Origin of the sequence: Burkholderia sp. MSMB1498 (assembly GCF_001526245.1) — a bacterium.
GTDB lineage: Bacteria > Pseudomonadota > Gammaproteobacteria > Burkholderiales > Burkholderiaceae > Burkholderia > Burkholderia savannae.
The window spans coordinates 19,370-35,838 of sequence record NZ_LOYJ01000076.1; the positions used below are offsets into that span (position 1 = coordinate 19,370).

14 protein-coding genes and 2 pseudogenes are annotated in these 16,469 nt (G+C 68.7%); 9 read left to right on the forward strand and 7 right to left on the reverse strand.

Going from position 1 to position 16,469, the window contains the following annotated elements; all coding sequences use genetic code 11:
- Positions 1-113: 113 nt before the first annotated feature.
- On the reverse strand, positions 114-728 hold the full coding sequence (locus WS91_RS17205; RefSeq protein ID WP_038753251.1) for an HAD family hydrolase: 615 nt from the start codon (positions 726-728) through the stop codon (positions 114-116).
- Between the two features lie 190 nt (positions 729-918).
- Between WS91_RS17205 and WS91_RS17210 the strand changes: the two genes are divergently transcribed.
- The 8 genes from WS91_RS17210 to WS91_RS17245 all read left to right on the forward strand — a co-directional run bounded on the left by WS91_RS17210 (position 919) and on the right by WS91_RS17245 (position 9,139).
- Positions 919-1,623 carry a FadR/GntR family transcriptional regulator gene (locus WS91_RS17210; RefSeq protein ID WP_059670684.1) on the forward strand — a complete coding sequence of 235 codons (705 nt, stop codon included), beginning with the start codon at positions 919-921 and terminating at the stop codon, positions 1,621-1,623.
- Between the two features lie 79 nt (positions 1,624-1,702).
- Positions 1,703-2,593 carry an L-threonate dehydrogenase gene (ltnD, locus tag WS91_RS17215; RefSeq protein ID WP_038753249.1) on the forward strand — a complete coding sequence of 297 codons (891 nt, stop codon included), beginning with the start codon at positions 1,703-1,705 and terminating at the stop codon, positions 2,591-2,593.
- A gap of 22 nt (positions 2,594-2,615) precedes the next feature.
- Complete coding sequence (gene otnK, locus WS91_RS17220; RefSeq protein WP_059670674.1) at positions 2,616-3,959, forward strand: 3-oxo-tetronate kinase; 1,344 nt, start codon at positions 2,616-2,618, stop codon at positions 3,957-3,959.
- The gene (gene otnC / locus WS91_RS17225) at positions 3,956-4,597 is read left to right on the forward strand and encodes a 3-oxo-tetronate 4-phosphate decarboxylase (RefSeq protein ID WP_059670675.1); all 642 of its coding nucleotides are present in this window, start codon (positions 3,956-3,958) and stop codon (positions 4,595-4,597) included. The genes otnK and otnC overlap by 4 nt, the downstream gene beginning before the upstream one ends.
- 102 nt (positions 4,598-4,699) lie before the next feature.
- Positions 4,700-6,022, forward strand: a complete 1,323-nt coding sequence (locus WS91_RS17230) for an MFS transporter (RefSeq protein WP_059646978.1) — start codon at positions 4,700-4,702, stop codon at positions 6,020-6,022.
- A gap of 80 nt (positions 6,023-6,102) precedes the next feature.
- Complete coding sequence (gene otnI, locus WS91_RS17235) at positions 6,103-6,879, forward strand: 2-oxo-tetronate isomerase (protein WP_059670676.1); 777 nt, start codon at positions 6,103-6,105, stop codon at positions 6,877-6,879.
- Between the two features lie 27 nt (positions 6,880-6,906).
- A complete protein-coding gene (denD, locus tag WS91_RS17240; protein ID WP_059575904.1) occupies positions 6,907-7,878 on the forward strand; it encodes a D-erythronate dehydrogenase in 972 nt (323 codons plus the stop codon).
- A 568-nt stretch (positions 7,879-8,446) separates the two neighbouring features.
- A complete protein-coding gene (locus WS91_RS17245) occupies positions 8,447-9,139 on the forward strand; it encodes an aspartyl/asparaginyl beta-hydroxylase domain-containing protein (RefSeq protein ID WP_059670685.1) in 693 nt (230 codons plus the stop codon).
- A 7-nt stretch (positions 9,140-9,146) separates the two neighbouring features.
- On the opposite strand, the gene WS91_RS36875 is transcribed toward WS91_RS17245, so the two are convergent.
- Complete coding sequence (locus WS91_RS36875) at positions 9,147-9,338, reverse strand: hypothetical protein (protein WP_197422245.1); 192 nt, start codon at positions 9,336-9,338, stop codon at positions 9,147-9,149.
- A 109-nt stretch (positions 9,339-9,447) separates the two neighbouring features.
- Here WS91_RS36875 and WS91_RS17255 point away from each other — a divergent pair, with 109 nt between their 5' ends.
- Positions 9,448-10,440: a hypothetical protein gene (locus WS91_RS17255; protein WP_059670678.1), complete on the forward strand. Its 993-nt coding sequence runs from the start codon at positions 9,448-9,450 to the stop codon at positions 10,438-10,440.
- 60 nt (positions 10,441-10,500) lie between these two features.
- Here WS91_RS17255 and WS91_RS17260 read toward each other — a convergent pair.
- The 5 genes and pseudogenes from WS91_RS17260 to WS91_RS17280 all read right to left on the reverse strand — a co-directional run.
- A pseudogene (locus tag WS91_RS17260) lies at positions 10,501-11,409 on the reverse strand (aspartyl/asparaginyl beta-hydroxylase domain-containing protein).
- A 367-nt stretch (positions 11,410-11,776) separates the two neighbouring features.
- The gene (locus tag WS91_RS17265) at positions 11,777-12,727 is read right to left on the reverse strand and encodes a choline ABC transporter substrate-binding protein (RefSeq protein ID WP_059575909.1); all 951 of its coding nucleotides are present in this window, start codon (positions 12,725-12,727) and stop codon (positions 11,777-11,779) included.
- 100 nt (positions 12,728-12,827) lie between these two features.
- Positions 12,828-13,826 carry a GlxA family transcriptional regulator gene (locus WS91_RS17270; RefSeq protein ID WP_038753232.1) on the reverse strand — a complete coding sequence of 333 codons (999 nt, stop codon included), beginning with the start codon at positions 13,824-13,826 and terminating at the stop codon, positions 12,828-12,830.
- Between the two features lie 104 nt (positions 13,827-13,930).
- On the reverse strand, positions 13,931-14,833 hold the full coding sequence (gene choW, locus WS91_RS17275) for a choline ABC transporter permease subunit (RefSeq protein ID WP_038753230.1): 903 nt from the start codon (positions 14,831-14,833) through the stop codon (positions 13,931-13,933).
- Positions 14,826-16,280, reverse strand: a pseudogene (locus tag WS91_RS17280) (quaternary amine ABC transporter ATP-binding protein); the annotation flags it as partial. The gene choW and the pseudogene WS91_RS17280, both read right to left, overlap by 8 nt.
- Positions 16,281-16,469 lie beyond the last annotated feature (189 nt).

The following is a 16,469-nucleotide window of genomic DNA, read 5'->3' on the forward strand; positions in this document are numbered from 1 at the left end:
GCGCGAGCGCCAAGCCAAGCCAAGCCAAGCCAAGCACGGGCGCGATCTCGAACGCAAGCGAAAGCACGATTCGATTCGACTCGCCCAGACCGCGCCCGCCGGCCGCGCCGCACCTAGATCAACCGCCGCCGCTCCAGTTCGTCCGCCAGCGCCTGGGCGCTCACGAACTTGCATCCCAGCAACCCCGCCTTCACCGCGCCCTCGACGTTCGAATCCGCATCGTCGATGAACAGCGTCTCTTGCGCCGTCGCGCCGAGCCATCCGACGCATCCCAGATAAGCCTGCGCATCCGGCTTCGCCGCGCCGAACGTCGCCGACGGATAGACGTCCGCGCCGAACACGCGCGCAACGGGCGGATTCAGATAATCGATGTAATCGGTCACGAGCCGGCAGTTGTTCGTCAGCACCGCGATCCGGCTGCGCTGCGCGACGCGCTCGGCGAGCGCGACGACGTCCAGGTTCGGCGTGATCGACGCCTTGCGCGCGATCAGCCAGTCGTCGCGGCTCACCGGCGCGCCGAGCAGCTCGGCCAGCTCGCTCAGGTATCGGTCGACGCCGATGAGCCCCGCGTCGGCGCGCGCTTCGAGCCCCGACTCCCAGATCGCATGGCGCACCGCGTCGGGCGGCCGCCCCGTCAGGTCGGCCAGGCGCGCGGTGCGTGCGGCGCGGTCGTAGTCCGACAATACGCCCTCCATATCGAACAGGACCAGCTTGATCGGCGGCGTCATGCGGTCGGCCTCGCGTGGAGCGCCCGGAAGCGCCGCGCCGCCGGCGGGCGGCGGGTTCCGGGCAGCGGAAAACTTCTATTCTGGTCGCCCCGGCGCGGTTTCGCCAAAACCCATCTCCCAAGGGTTATCCCGAATGCCCACGTCAAATCAAAGTTGTATGATGACCACATCACCTTACAAAATGAACGCCATGTTCGAGAAAATTCCGACCCGGGCGATGAGCGACACGGTCGCCCAGCAGCTTCTGAAGCAGATCGAGATCGGCAGCTTCGCCGGCACCGGCAAGCTGCCGACCGAAGCCGTGCTCGCGCAGGAATTCGGCGTGAGCCGCACGGTGATTCGCGAGGCGATCTCGCGTCTGAAGAACGAGGGCGTCGTCGAGCCGCGTCAGGGCAGCGGCGTCTACATCGCGCGGCACGCGGCGATCCGCCCGCTGCGGATCGATTACGCGGAGGCGGTCGAGGCGAGCTCGCTGCCGCATCTGCTCGCGGTGCGTCGCGCGATCGAGGCCGAGGTCGCCGCCGAAGCCGCGCTCTGCCGCACCGACGAGGACATGGACGACATCGACGCCGCGCTCGCGAAGATCGACGATGCGGTCGCCGAAGGCCGCGACGGCGTCGCGGAGGACGTCGCGTTCCACCGGACGATCGCGAGCGTCACCGGCAATCCGTACTTCCTGAAGACGCTGAGCTTCCTGAATCAGTACCTCGAAGCGGGCGTGAAGGTCACGCGCGGCAACGAGGCCACCCGCGAGGACTTCTCGCGGCAGGTGCGCGAGGAGCACGCGGCGATCGCCGACGCGATCCGCGCGCGCGATCCGTCCGCGGCCCGCAACGCGGCCCGCGCGCACATGTACAACGCGGCTCGCCGTCTCGAGCAAGCCGGCATTTGCTGAGCCGCGCTTCGCGAGCGGCCGCACGGCGCGCGCGGAGCGCCCACGAACGAATCTAATCGAATCAGGAAGAAGTTTGACCATGTCACGGAATGTTGGAGTCATCGGACTGGGCGCGATGGGCCTGGGTGTCGCGCGCTCGCTGTTGCGCGCGGGCTTTCGGGTGCATGCGTGCGACGTGCGCGAGAACGTGCTCGCCGCGTTCGCCGCCGAAGGCGGCTTGCGCTGCGCGACGCCCGCCGAGCTCGGCGCGCGGTGCGACGTCGTGATCACGCTCGTCGTCAACGCGGAGCAAACCGACGCCGTGCTGTTCGGCGAGCACGGCGCGGCGGCCGCGATGCAGCCCGGCGGCGTCGTGATCTCGAGCGCGACGGTCGCGCCTGAGTTCGCGGCCGAGCTCGGCGCGCGGCTCGCGGCGGCGGGCGTGCTGATGCTCGATGCGCCCGTATCGGGCGGCGCCGCGCGCGCGGCGGCGGGCGAAATGACGATGATGACGTCGGGCCCCGCCGCCGCGTACGAAACGTGCGACGACGTGCTCGCCGCGATCGCGGGCAAGGTCTACCGGCTCGGCGGCGCGCACGGCGCGGGCTCGAAGGTAAAGATCATCAATCAGCTGCTCGCGGGCGTGCACATCGCGGCGGCGGCCGAGGCGATGGCGCTCGGCCTGCGCGAAGGCGTCGATCCCGACGCGCTCTACGACGTGATCACGCACAGCGCCGGCAATTCGTGGATGTTCGAGAACCGCGTGCCGCACATCCTGAACGGCGACTACACGCCGCTGTCGGCCGTCGACATCTTCGTGAAGGATCTCGGCCTCGTGCTCGACACCGCGCGCCGCGCCAAATTCCCGCTGCCGCTGTCGGCCGCCGCGCACCAGATGTTCCTGAGCGCGTCGAGCGCGGGCCACGGCGGCGAGGACGACTCGGCCGTCATCAAGACGTTCCCCGGCATCACGCTGCCGGCGCGCGGCTGATTCTCCGGAGCCTCCCGTCGCCATGAACACCGATCACGCCTCTCGCCCCCTGCTCGGCTGCATCGCCGACGATTTCACCGGCGCGACCGATCTCGCGAACATGCTCGTCAAGAGCGGCATGCGCACCGTGCAGACGATCGGCGTGCCGGCCGACGGCGCGCCCGTGCAAGCCGATGCGATCGTCGTCGCGCTGAAATCGCGCACGCTCTGCGCCGCCGACGCGGTCGCGCAATCGCTCGCCGCGCTCGACTGGCTGCGCGCGCAGGGCTGCCGCCAGTTCTTCTTCAAATACTGCTCGACGTTCGATTCGACCGACGCGGGCAACATCGGCCCCGTCGCCGATGCGCTGCTCGACGCGCTCGGCGGCGAGCGCGCGTTCACGATCGCGTGCCCCGCGTTTCCGGAGAACGGCCGCACGGTCTATCGCGGCCATCTGTTCGTCGGCGATGCGCTGCTCAACGAATCCGGGATGGAAAACCATCCGCTCACGCCGATGAAGGACGCGAACCTCGTGCGCGTGCTGCAGCGGCAGACGGCATCGAAGGTCGGCCTGATCCGCCGCGACGCGATCGCGCTCGGCGCGTGCGCCGTGCGCGAGACGATCGACGCGCTGCGCCGCGACGGCGTGCGGATTGCGATCGCAGACGCGCTGACCGACCGCGATCTGCACGTGCTCGGCGAAGCGTGCGCGGACCTGCCCCTCGTCACGGGCGGCTCGGGCGTCGCGCTCGGCCTGCCCGCGAACTTCCGGCTCGGCGGGCTCTTGCCCGAGCGCCGCGACGCGGCCGCGCTGCCGAGGATCGACGGCGCATCGGCGGTGCTCGCCGGCAGCGCGTCGAAGGCGACCAACGCGCAAGTCGCCGCGTGGCGCGCCGAGCGTCCGGCGTTCCGGATCGATCCGCTCGCGGCCGCGCGCGGCGAGCCCGTCGTCGAGCAGGCGCTCGCGTTCGCGCGCGCGCATCTGCCGCAGCCCGTGCTGATCTACGCGAGCGCCTCGCCCGACGAAGTGAAACGGGTGCAACAGGCGCTCGGCGTCGAGGCGGCCGGCCATCTCGTCGAGGCGACGCTCGCCGCGATCGCGCGCGGGCTGCGCGAGATGGGCGTGCGCAAGTTCGTCGTCGCGGGCGGCGAAACGTCCGGCGCGGTCGTGCAGGCGCTCGACGTGAAGGCGCTGCAGATCGGCGCGCAGATCGATCCCGGCGTGCCCGCCACCGCGACGACCGGAGCAGGCCCCCGTGGGACGACCGGAGCAGGCCCCCGCGCGACGCTCGACGCCGAGCCGCTCGGCCTCGCGCTCAAATCCGGCAACTTCGGCGCGACCGATTTCTTCGACAAGGCGCTGCGCGCGCTGGAGGGCACGGCATGAGCACCGCCGAAGCGAAGCTGCGCGACGAGATCTGCGAGATCGGCGCGAGCCTCTACGCGCGCGGCCATGCGGTCGGCAGCGCGGGCAACATCAGCGCGAAGCTCGACGACGGCTGGCTGATCACGCCGACCGACGCGTGCCTCGGCCGGCTCGACCCCGCCGGCATCGCGAAGGTCGATCTCGCGGGCCACGCGGTGTCGGGCGGCAAGCCGTCGAAGACGCTCGCGCTGCATCGCGGCATCTACGCGCGCAACGCGCAAGCGCGCGGCATCGTCCACACGCATTCGACGCACCTCGTCGCGCTCACGCTCACGGGCGTCTGGAGCGAGGCCGACGTGCTGCCGCCGATCACGCCGTACTACGTGATGAAGGTCGGCCACGTTCCGCTCATTCGTTATCGCCGGCCGGGCGACCCCGCGGTGGCCGCCGAAGTCGCGGCGCTCGCCGATCGCGTGCGCGGCGTGCTGCTCGAGCGGCTCGGCCCGGTCGTCTGGGGGCCGTCGGTCGCGCACGCGTCGTACGCGCTCGAGGAGCTCGAGGAAACCGCGCGCCTGTGGCTGATGACGCATCCGAAACCCGAGCCGCTCGACGACGCCGCGCTCGCCGAACTGCGCGATGCGTTCGGCGCGCGCTGGTAACGCAGTTCAGCCCGCCGTGTGCGCGGGCCCATCCACCAGCACACGACAAAACGCACCGGCCGCGCACGCGGCCGGCGTCGACAACTCATGGAGACAGCGGAAATGATTCCCAGCCAAGCAGCCGCGGCCCGGCCGCTCGAGGCGGCCGGACAGGCCGAGCTCGATCTGACCTACAAGAAAGTGTTCTGGCGCATCGTGCCGTTCCTGATGCTCTGCTACGTGGTCGCGTACCTGGACCGCGTGAACGTCGGCTTCGCGAAGCTGCAGATGTCGCAGGATCTCGCGTTCAGCGAGACCGTGTTCGGCCTCGGCGCGGGCATCTTCTTTCTCGGCTATTTCCTGTTCGAGCTCCCGAGCAACATGCTGATGCACCGGATCGGCGCGCGCATCTGGATCGCGCGGATCATGATCACCTGGGGCCTGCTGTCCGCGCTCTTCGCGTTCGTGAAGACGCCGACGCAGTTCTACGTGCTGCGCTTCCTGCTCGGCCTCGCGGAAGCGGGCTTCTATCCGGGCGTGATCCTGTACCTCACGTACTGGTTCCCGACGCACCGCCGCGCGAAGATCATCGCGGTGTTCATGTCGGCGATTCCGGTGTCGGGCATCTTCGGCAATCCGCTGTCCGGCTGGATCATGGAGCGCTTCCACGGCGGCTCGGGCTTTCAGGGCTGGCAATGGATGTTCGTGATCGAGGCGGTGCCCGCGATCGCGATCGGCATCGCGACGATCCTCTATCTCGACAACAGCATCCGCGGCGCGAAGTGGCTCACCGAGCGCGAGAAAAAGCTGCTGACCGACGCGATCGACGCGCAGCCGCACGAGCGCGACAAGCACGCGCACTCGCTCGCGAGCGTGCTGCGCGATCCGCGCATGTGGTGGATGTCGCTGATCTATTTCACGTTCGTCACCGGCCAGTACGGGCTCACGTTCTGGATGCCGACGCTCGTCAAATCGACGGGCATCACCGATACGCTGCAGATCGGCCTGCTGAGCGCGATTCCGTTCGCGTTCGCGATCGTCGCGATGAATCTCTTCGGCCACAGCGCGGACAAGCGCCGCGAGCGCCGCTGGCACCTGATCGTGCCCGCGCTGATGGGCACCGCCGGCTTCTCGGTGGCCGCCGCGTACTCGCACAACACCACCGTGTCGATCCTGTTCCTGTCGATCGCCGCGGGCGGCGTGCTCACCTGCGCGCCGCTCTTCTGGTCGCTGCCGACCGCGTTCCTCGCGGGCACGGGCGCCGCGGCCGGCATCGCGATCATCAACTCGATCGGCAACCTCGCCGGCTTCGCGAGCCCCTATCTGATCGGCTATCTGAAGGACGCGACGAGCAGCACGTCCGCCGGCATGTACGTGCTCGCCGCGATGCTCGTGATCGGCGCGATCGCCGTGTGGCTCACGCCGGCGAAGCTCGTCAACCGATAATCGATCGTCGGCGGCGCGGCGCACGCCGGAATGCGCGCCGTGCCGCCCGCCTTTCAACCTCCGGACCTGGAACCGACGCCATGCCACGCTTCGCCGCCAACCTCACGATGATGTACAACGAGCACGCGTTCCTCGAGCGCTTCGCCGCCGCGGCACGCGACGGCTTCAAGGCGGTCGAGTACCTGTTTCCGTACGACTTCCCCGCCGCCGAGCTGAAATCGCGCCTCGACGCGAACGGCCTCGTGCAGGCGCTCTTCAACGCGCCGCCCGGCGACTGGGCGGCGGGCGAGCGCGGCATCGCGTCGCTGCCGGGCCGCGAGGACGAGTTCAAGCGCGCGATCGACACCGCGCTCGGCTACGCGCGCGTGATCGGCAACGACAAGATCCACGTGATGGCGGGCCTGATCGCACCGGAGCAGGATCGCGCGAAGCACCGCGACACGTACCTGCGCAATCTCGCGCACGCGGCCGAAGCGGCGCGCGCGCAGAACGCGACGATCGTCATCGAGCCGATCAACCCGCGCGACATGCCGGGCTTCTTCCTGAACCGCCAGGACGACGCGCAGGCGATCTGCCGCGAAGTCGGCGCGCCAAACCTGAAGGTGCAGTTCGACTGCTATCACTGCCAGATCGTCGAAGGCGATCTGGCGACGAAATTGACGCGCGACATCGCGGGCATCGGCCACATCCAGATCGCCGGCGTGCCCGAGCGGCACGAGCCCGACGTCGGCGAAATCCACTATCCGTATCTGTTCCAGCTGATCGACGCGCTCGGCTACGACGGCTGGATCGGCTGCGAGTATCGGCCGAGGGCCGGCACGTCCGAGGGCCTCGGCTGGCTCGCACCCTACCTGTAATCCCGCATTCTCACGAGGCACATTGCGATGAAGGTTCTGATCACTGGCGGCGCCGGCTTTCTCGGCCAGCGTCTCGCGAAACAGCTGCTCGCGCGCGGCGAACTGGCCGGCCCGGACGGCGCGCCGCGGCGGATCGACGAGCTCGTGCTGCTCGACGTCGTCAAGGGCGGCGACTTCGGCGATCCGCGCGTGAGCGCGATCGTCGGCGACATCGGCGAGCGCGCCGTGCTCGACGCCGCGATCGACGCGCGCACGCACGCGATCTTCCATCTCGCCGCGATCGTCAGCGGCCAGGCGGAAGCCGATTTCGACCTCGGGATGCGCATCAACCTCGACGCGTCGCGCCTGTTGCTCGACGTGTGCCGCGCGCGCGGGCACCGGCCGCGCATCGTGTTCACGAGTTCGGTCGCGGTGTACGGCGGCGCGCTGCCCGAGCTCGTCGAGGACGACACCGCGCTCGATCCGCAGTCGTCGTACGGCGTGCAGAAGGCGATCGCCGAGCTGCTGCTGTCGGACTATACGCGCCGCGGCTTCGTCGACGGCCGCGTGCTGCGGCTGCCGACGATCAGCGTGCGGCCGGGCCGGCCGAACGCGGCGGCCTCGTCGTTCGCGAGCGGGATCATTCGCGAGCCGCTGAACGGCGAGGAAGCGGTGTGCCCGGTGCCGGGCGGCACGCGGCTTTGGCTGCTGTCGCCGCGCCGCGCGATCGACGCGCTCGTCGCCGGCTGCGAGCTCGACGGCGCGAAGCTCGGCAACCGGCGCGTGATCAACCTGCCGGGAATCTCGGTGACGGTTGACGAAATGATCGACGCGCTGCGCGAAGTCGCCGGCATCGACGCGGTGAAGCTGATCCGCCGCGCCGAGGACGAGCGCGTCGTGAAGATCGTCGGCAGCTGGCCGGGGCGATGGGACACGTCGCGCGCCGAAGCGCTCGGCCTGAAGGGCGATGCGAGCTTCGTCGACGTGATCCGCAACTACGTCGACGACGATCGGCGCTAAACCGCGCCGCCCGCGCTGCGCGGCGGGCGGGCGCGCCGAATCGGTTCCATTCGGGCTTGGGATTCGGGCTTGGGATTTGAGTCTGCGATTTGAGCCCGCGATTCGAGCCGACGATTCAAGCCGACGATTCGAGCGTGCGATTCGCCCGCCGCGCCGCGCGGTGCGGCCGCCCGCACCGCGCGGATACGCCCGACGCGCCTCCCCCGCCTGCCCCGACACGTCGCCACCAGCCGCGCGCCGCGCTCGGCCGGCGTTCCCTTTCTCCGCGCCGCCGCGAACCCGCTTACGTTTCGCCGATCGTTCGCTTCCACGCGACAAACGCATGCGCGCCTCGCACGCGGGGCGCTACGCTACTCGGGCGACCGACGCGGACCACCACCGGGGCGTGATGAAACGAAATGAAACGCGACGAAACCCGACGAAACGCGGCGCGGCGGCCGGCGAACGCGCAACGCGCCGCGTTTGCGACTATCGTTATAAGAACCCGGTCCTTGATTTCACGCGGCGCGCCGCCGGACGACCGACCGGCCGGCCGCGCCCGACGCGTCTGCCCGACGAACGCCTGGATATGGCTGCCATCTACGATTTCGGCGCGCGCAAGCTGCGCGACCTCTACGATCGACGAATCCATTGCGGCGCCGAGCTGGACGCGGCCGCGCTGTTTCCGGACGCCGCGCGCTTCACGGGCGCGTGGCGCGCGATCCGCGACGAAGCGCTCGCGGTGTCGCGCGACCTGAGCCGGATTCCGCGCTTCCACGAGATCATGCGCGAGCAGGCGGCGATCTCCGCGAACGACGCGCGCGACTGGCGCATGTTCATCATGCAGGCATACGGCGTGCGCTTCCCGCAGAACCTCGGGCGCTGCCCGACGCTCGCGTCGATCGTCGCGGCGTCGCCCGACGTGCTGTCCGCGTCGTTCTCGTTTCTCGCGCCGGGCAAGCACATCCCGCCGCACCGCGGGCCGTTTCGCGGCATCCTGCGCGGCTATCTGGTGCTGTCGATGCCCAGGCGCGCTGACGGCGCGCCCGCCGCCGTCCTGAAGATCGACGGCCGCGACTACCGCCTCGACGACGGCCAGTTCCTGCTATGGGACGACACGTTCGAGCACGAAGTCTGGAACGAGAGCGACGACGTGCGGATCGTGCTGCTGCTCGACATCCGCCGCCGCGACCTGCCGACCGCGCTCGCGCTGCTGTCGGGCGCGCTGATCCGGATCGTGCGCGTCGCGATCCGGCTGCGCGGCGGCGCGATTCCGGTCTAGGGCCCGCTCACGCCGACGGCGGGCTTGCGCCGGCCGCGCCGCTCGCGTCGCCCCACGGCCAGCCGCGCGCCGCGCACGCGGCAATCACGGGAATCACGGGAATCTCGGGAATCTCGGGAATCTCGGGAATCTCGGGAATCTCGGGAATCTCGGAAATCTCGGGAATCGCGACAACGCGCGCCGCACCGCTTCGCCACACAACGCTTCGCTTTCCGCGCTCGCCCTTCGCGCCGCGCGCGTGCGGCGCGCCGCCCCGCTCATAAGATTGCGGGCATCGGCCGCTGTCGGCCGCCTCCACCCGCACGCCCATGATCCGAATTCCCGGCAACATCGTCGGCGCCCCGCTCGCCACGAACCTTGCAGCCTCGTTCGGCGACGAGCGGTTGCCGTCCTCGATCGACGCCGACATCGACGCCAATGTCCGGCAACAATTGAAACGACTGGTTCGACAAGCGATCCGCGAATGCGGCGGGCCCGATTCGCAGCGAACGCCGCATTCGTCGCAGCCGCCGCTGCGGTTCGCGATGACGTCTGCGGCCGATGCCGACGCCCCGCTGTCGCTCGTCGAATCGCCGAACGATGCGCCGAACGATGCGCCGCCCGCGCGCTGCGTCGCATCGCCCGATCCGTCGATGGCGCGCTTTGCGGCGCAAATGCCGGACGCGCAGACGAAACGCCCGCCCGGCGACAACCGCACCGCGCAGCGGATCATCGACGACAATCCGCTCCTCAAGCACCTCGGCAACCAGAGCGGCATCCGCGACAAGCTGAACCAGTTCGTCGGCGGCGACATGTACAACGATCCCGATCAGGCATACAAGGCCGCGGCGCTGCTCACGTACGTGAAGAGCGCGAAGAACCGCGAAGGCGGCGAGCGGCCGAACGACGTCGTCGGCGACGGCAAGATCGACGGGTTCACGAAGGACGGCGACGCGCGGCACGGCACCGAAGCGGGCCTGCTGCAGGACGTCGTGGGCGGCGGCTGGCAGCATCTGCGCGAAACCGGTCACCAGCTCGACCAGACGAGCGACACGCACGTACGGCTCGACGGCACCAACAAGGACAATCTCCAATGGGGCTTCGAGCAGGCCGGCAAATATATCGTCGCGGTGTTCAAGGGCATCGGCAGGGCGGTCGTCGACATCGTCACGAAGGGCCGCTTCAATCCGGTGTCGGCGGTGTTGAGCGTCGTCAAGAACGTCGGCACGCAGGTCGCGAAGCAGGCGGTCGAGGACAGCAACCTGGCGAGCGACGCGAAGCGAAAGGCGAACAAGGTGTTCGGCGCGCTCGATTTCTTCTGATCCGGCAGCCAACGCCGCGCCGGCGACGCCGGAAGCGAAACGGCGCGCGCGAGCGAACGCTCACCGCCACGGTATCGCGACGAGTAGCCGGCCGAACAGCGCCCACTTGACGACGTAATAGGCGGTGCGATTCCACGCCTTCATCCGCTTGCCGACGCGCCGGATCGCGTATAGATAGCGGAACAGCCGGTTCAGGCCTCCCGTGCGGTCACCCGTTTCGTTCGGCGACGCCGCCGCGCGCATCCGAGCGCCGCCGATCGCGCCGTTCACCGCCTGCGCCCAGCGGTATCGCATCGGCCGCTCGATGTCGCGGAACAGAATGATGCGGTCCTGATCGGTGCGGCTCTCGGCCCAATGCAGATAGGTTTCGTCGAACATCACCGCCTCGCCGTCGCGCCACGCGTACGGATCGCCGTCGACGACGATCGCGCATTCGTCGTCGTTCGGCGTCGTTCGGCGTCGCGAGCCCGAGGTGATCGCGCAGCGACCCGGCGTACGGATCGCGATGCAGCCCGAGCTTGCCCCCCGGCGGCAGCTGCGCGAGCATCGCCGCCTTTACCGACGGAATCTTCGACAGGATCGCGAGCGAGCGCGGACGATGCGCGAGCGCCGACGGATGCGGACGGTCGTACCACTTCAGGCAGAACCGCTTCCAGCCCTTGCGGAAGAACGAATTGAAGCCGATGTCGTCGTACTCGCCCGACGCCTTGATCCGGCTGTCGTCGCGCAACGCGAGCGCCTCGTCGCGGAACGTGTTCCACTCGCGCCTGAGGATCGCGAACTCCGGAAAATGCGACTCGTCGAATACGGCGTATTCGGCACGGTGGAGAACGCGTAAGCGAAACAATTGAGCGGAGCGGTAAACGTCGAGTGATCGGGCAGTTGGCGGAAGAACCCGTGACGCACCTTTCCGCGTCGATGCGTGAACGCCGCGCACGCGACGAAGATGAACAGAACGGCCCGGCGCATTTCTTTTGCCCCCGTTACAGCGTATGCGGGAAATTCCAAGAGCCCGTTTGAAAATTGATGAAATGGCGAATTCCAGCTCATCTGGTCCACGCCTGCACTCCTTGCCGACGGGCTACTTGCAAAGCAGCGCGCTACATCAGCGTGGCTACGAGGGCGGAAATTTGCATTTCCAAACGGGCTCTAAGAAAACTTTCAGCTTTCTGCTTTTTGGAGGCGTCCGGGGAGCACGGCGCGCGACGGGCGCCGATGGCCGGAAGGTTTCAGGGGAAGGAAGGCGACCGCCCGCTTCGGCGACGCGCGCCGACGACCAAGCGGCCGACGGCCGCGCGACGCGGGGCTGTGCCCGCCTCGCGCGGCGAACCCGGCGTTACTGGATGCCGAGGTAATGCTTGACGGCGGGCAGGCCCGGCTTGCCGTCGAACGTCGTCACGCCGGCGAGCCACTTGTCGAGCGACTGCGGGTTCGCCTTCAGCCATTCGGCCGCCGCCTTGTTCGGCTCTTCCTTGTTCATGATCGGCAGCATCACGTGATTCTCGATCGACGTCGTGAACTGCAGATTCGACACGAACTTCGCGACGTTCGGGCAGCGCGCCGCGTAATCGGGCGGCGTCGCGGTCAGCACCTTCGCTTCGCCGTAATTCGGGCCGAACACGTCGTCGCCGCCGCTCAGGTAATCGATCTTCATCTGCACGTTCATCGGATGCGGCTCCCAGCCGAGGAACACGATCCACTGCTTGTCGCGGATCGCGCGGTTCACTTCGACGAGCATCCCCGCCTCGCTCGACTCGACGAGCTTGAACTTGCCGAGGCCGAACTGGTTGCCGTCGACCATCTTCTTGATGAGCGCGTTGCCGTCGTTGCCGGGCTCGATCCCGTAGATCTTGCCGTTCAGCTTGTCCGCGTACTTCTGGATGTCGGCGAACGACTTCAGGCCGCCCTGGTACACGTAGTCGGGCACCGCGAGCGTGTACTTCGCGCCCGTCAGGTTCGGCGCGGCGAGCACCTTGATCGTGCCTGCCTTCGTGAACGGCGCAATCATCGGGTCCATCGTCGGCGACCAGTAGCCGAGAAACACGTCGATCTGCTTGCTCTTGATCCCGGCGAACGTGATCGGCACCGACGCGATCGTCTTCGTCGGCGCATAACCGAGCCCGGCGAGCATCGTCGACGCGAGCCCCGTCGTCGCGGCGATGTCGGTCCAGCCGACGTCCGCAAAGCGCACGGCCTTGCAGGTCGGCGGATCGCCCGCCCGGGCGCTCGCGAGCGGCGCGGCCGCGATGGCGAGCCCGCAGGCCGCCGCGATCAGATTTCGCTTCATCGTGCTTCTCCTCATCTACAAAGATGTCGTCAACATGGGATCGATTCGTGGCTTGAACGCGCGCCGCGATCCCGGCGGCCGCGCGTTTCGTTCGATGCGCTCAGCGCGCCGGCACGCGCCGCTCGTGGCTCGGCGCATGGCCGAACTGCGCGCGGTACGCCTTGCTGAAATGGCACGGCGAATGAAAGCCGCAGATCGTCGTCACGCGCGCGATCGACGCGTCGGTGGTGCGCAGCAGATCGCGCGCGCGCTTCAGGCGCAGCGTCAGGTAGTAATGTGTCGGCGACACGTTCAGATAGACCTTGAACATCCGTTGCACATGGCGCTGCGACAGCCGCACGAGCCGCGCGAGCTCCTCGAGCGACAGCGGCTCCTCGATGTTCGCCTCCATCAGCCGCACGACTTCGATCAGCTCCGCGCGTGAGAAGCCGACGCGCGCGTCGACCGGAATCGGCTGCGGATCGGTCGCGCCGCGAATGCGCTCGAGAATGAACTGCTCGGAGACCTGCGCGGCGAGCGGCGGCCCGAGCCGCGCGCCGACGAGGTTCAGCATCAGGTCGAGCGGCGCGGTGCCGCCGGTGCAGGTCAGGCGGTCGCGATCGACGACGAACAGCTCGTCGGCGAAGCGCACCTGCGGAAACTCCGCATACAGCGCCGACAGGTTCTCCCAATGCACCGCGCACCGGTAGCCGTCGAGCAGCCCGCACGCCATCAGCGCGTACGCGCCCGTGCAGATGCCGCCGAGCGGCACGCCGCGCGCGGCGAGCGCCGCGAGCGCGCCGCGCACCGGCTCATCGACCGCCTCGCGAATCCGGATGCCGCCGCAGACGATCATCGCGTCGGGCGGATCGTCGAGGTCGAGCGGCTGTGTCGGCCGCACCGCGATCCCGTTGCTCGCGCGCACGGGCGCGCCGTCGAGCGAGAAGATCGACCAGCGGTAGTGGTCGGCGCGCGCGACGTAGTTCGCCATGCGCAGCACTTCGACCGCGCTCGTGAACGCGATCATCGAGAAATTCGGCAACGTCAGGAACCCGAAATGCGCGACCGAGGAAACCGGCTCGGCGCAGTCGGCGGGTGCGGCAGCGGCGGCGGACGTCACATCGTTCTCCAGCGAACGGATTGCACGAAGCCGCTCCGGCGGCGGACGGCCCGCCGGAGACGACCGGATCGGCGAAACGAAGAGGCGAGGGAGTGCGGGACGCGTCAGGCCTGCGCGACCGGCGAGCGCGAACGCGGACCGAGCCATTGCCGCAGGCCCGAGAAAAGCGGCGCCTTCGCCGTGCCCGGCGCGCGGCCGAAGCTCTCGGTGATGCGATCGAGAATGATCGCGAGCAGCACGACCGACAGGCCGCTTTCGAAGCCGAGGCCGATGTCGAGGCGCTGGATGCTCGCGAGCACGTCGTTGCCGAGGCCGCCCGCGCCGACCATCGACGCGATGATCACCATCGACAGCGCCATCATGATCGTCTGGTTCACGCCCTGCATGATCGACGGCAACGCGTTCGGAAACTGCACCTTGTAGAGCAGCTGCCACGGCGTGCATCCGAACGCCTGCCCCGCCTCGACGATCTCGCGGTTCACGTGGCGGATGCCGAGGCTCGTCAGGCGCACCGCGGGCGGCATCGCGAAGATCACCGTCGACAGGATGCCCGGCACGCGGCCGAGGCCGAACAGCATCGCGGCCGGAATCAGATAGACGAACGCGGGCATCGTCTGCATCAGGTCGAGGATCGGCCGCACGATCGCGGCGACCCACTTGCTCTTCGCGGCCCAGATGCCGAGCGGAATGCCGAGCACGAGGCTCACGATCGTCGACGACAGCGTGAGCCCGAGCGTGACGACCGTCTGGTCCCAGAAGCCCGTCGCGAAGATCAGGAGCAGCGACGCCGCGGTGAAGATCGCGAAGCGCCAGCCGACGCGCCAGAGCCCCACGCCGATGAAGATCGCCATCATCAGCCACATCGGCACGGCCTGCAGCCCGTGCTCGACGAGCGCGGCGAGCCCTTCGATTGCGCGGCCGATCGCGTCGAACGTCTTCGCGTCGTGGTCGAGCAGATAGTGAACCGTCTGGTCGACCCAGCTGCCGAGCGGAATGAGTTCAGACATGGGAACCTCGCGAACGCGTAATGGCTTTCAGGAGCACGGCCCGATCGACCGAGCCGCAGTAGCGGCCGTCGTCGTCGACGACGGGCAGCGCGTGCGAATGCGCGACGACGCGCTCGACGACGTGCTCGAGCGTCGCGTCGCGCCGGATGCTTTCGACCTGGCGCACGTTCGGCGTCGCGCCGTTCAGCGCGTCGCGCGTGACGAAGCCGCGAATCTTGCGCGCCTCGTCGAGCACGAACGCGTATTCGGCGCTGCCGTTCAGCGACGCGGCGACATGCGTCGCATCGAGCTTCGACACGAGCGGCACCGCGCCCGTCAGCATCAGGTCGCCCGCCGTCAGGTAGCGGCTCGTGTCGATGCCTTCGAAGAACGCGCGCACGTAGTCGTCGGCGGGGTTCGCGATGATCTCCTGCGGCGTGCCGACCTGCACGAGCCGGCCGCCTTCCATGATCGCGATGCGGCTGCCGATGCGCAGCGCCTCCTCGAGATCGTGCGACACGAACATGATCGTGCGGCGCTGCTCCTTCTGAAGCTGCAGCAGCACGTTCTGCATTTCCTTGCGCTTGAGCGGATCGAGCGCGGAGAATGCCTCGTCCATGATCATCAGCGACGGGTTGACGGCGAGCGCGCGCGCGAGGCCGACGCGCTGCTGCATGCCGCCCGAAAGCTCGGCGGGCAGCTTGTGCGCGAACTGCGCGAGGCCCACCTGCTCGAGCACGTCCATCGCGCGCCGCTCGCGGTCCTTGCGGCTCATGCCGGCGACTTCGAGCCCGAACGCGGCGTTCGACAGCACCGTGCGCTGCGGCATCAGCGCGAACGACTGGAACACCATGCTCATGTCCGTGCGGCGCAGCGCGGTCAGCTCCGCGCGGCGCACCGCGGCGACGTCGCGCCCGTCGATCATCACCTTGCCGGCGCTCGGCTCGACGAGCCGGTTGACGAGCCGGATCAGCGTCGACTTGCCGGAGCCGGACAGGCCCATCAACACGAAAATCTCGCCTTCCCGCACGTCGAACGACACGTTGTGCACGCCGACCACCTGGCCCGTGCGCGCGAACACTTCATCCTTCGTCGCGCCCGCGGCGAGCATGTCGAGCGCTTGCCGCGGATTGCTTCCAAACACCTTGCACAGACCTTCGACTACGACCTTCGGGGCATCCATTGCAACGTCTCCTCGTTGAGCGGGGAAATACGCCGTCACAGCGTGCCTACATGGTTGCCAGAAAAAACCCCGTGCAGCCGACGAATTACGACAAACGCTTGCGCAAATGCGACACGTTTGTACAAGTGATGCGAGCGAGCGTTTCGGCGCGCGGACGAAAGCGGCCGCCAATCCGGATGATGCGCCGCAGCGCGCGGCGCGGCCCCGGCGGGCGGCCCGCGCGGCCGCGCGGGCCCATGCCGCGCGCGTGGGCCGCGACGCGCATTTGCGCGATGCGCAATCGGGGCTCGAACGAGCGCCGCGGCCCATCCGGGCGGGCTTTCGCCGCCGCGCATTTGTCGTTTTCCGCCGCGCGCGCGGCGATGCGGCGGGCATCCGCGCCCGGCGCAATTCCGCAGACTGATTCGTGTCGGTTCATCGCTGTTCGCCGTTGATTCGCCCGTCGCGCGCTCGAGCCGGCGACGCCATCGAGAC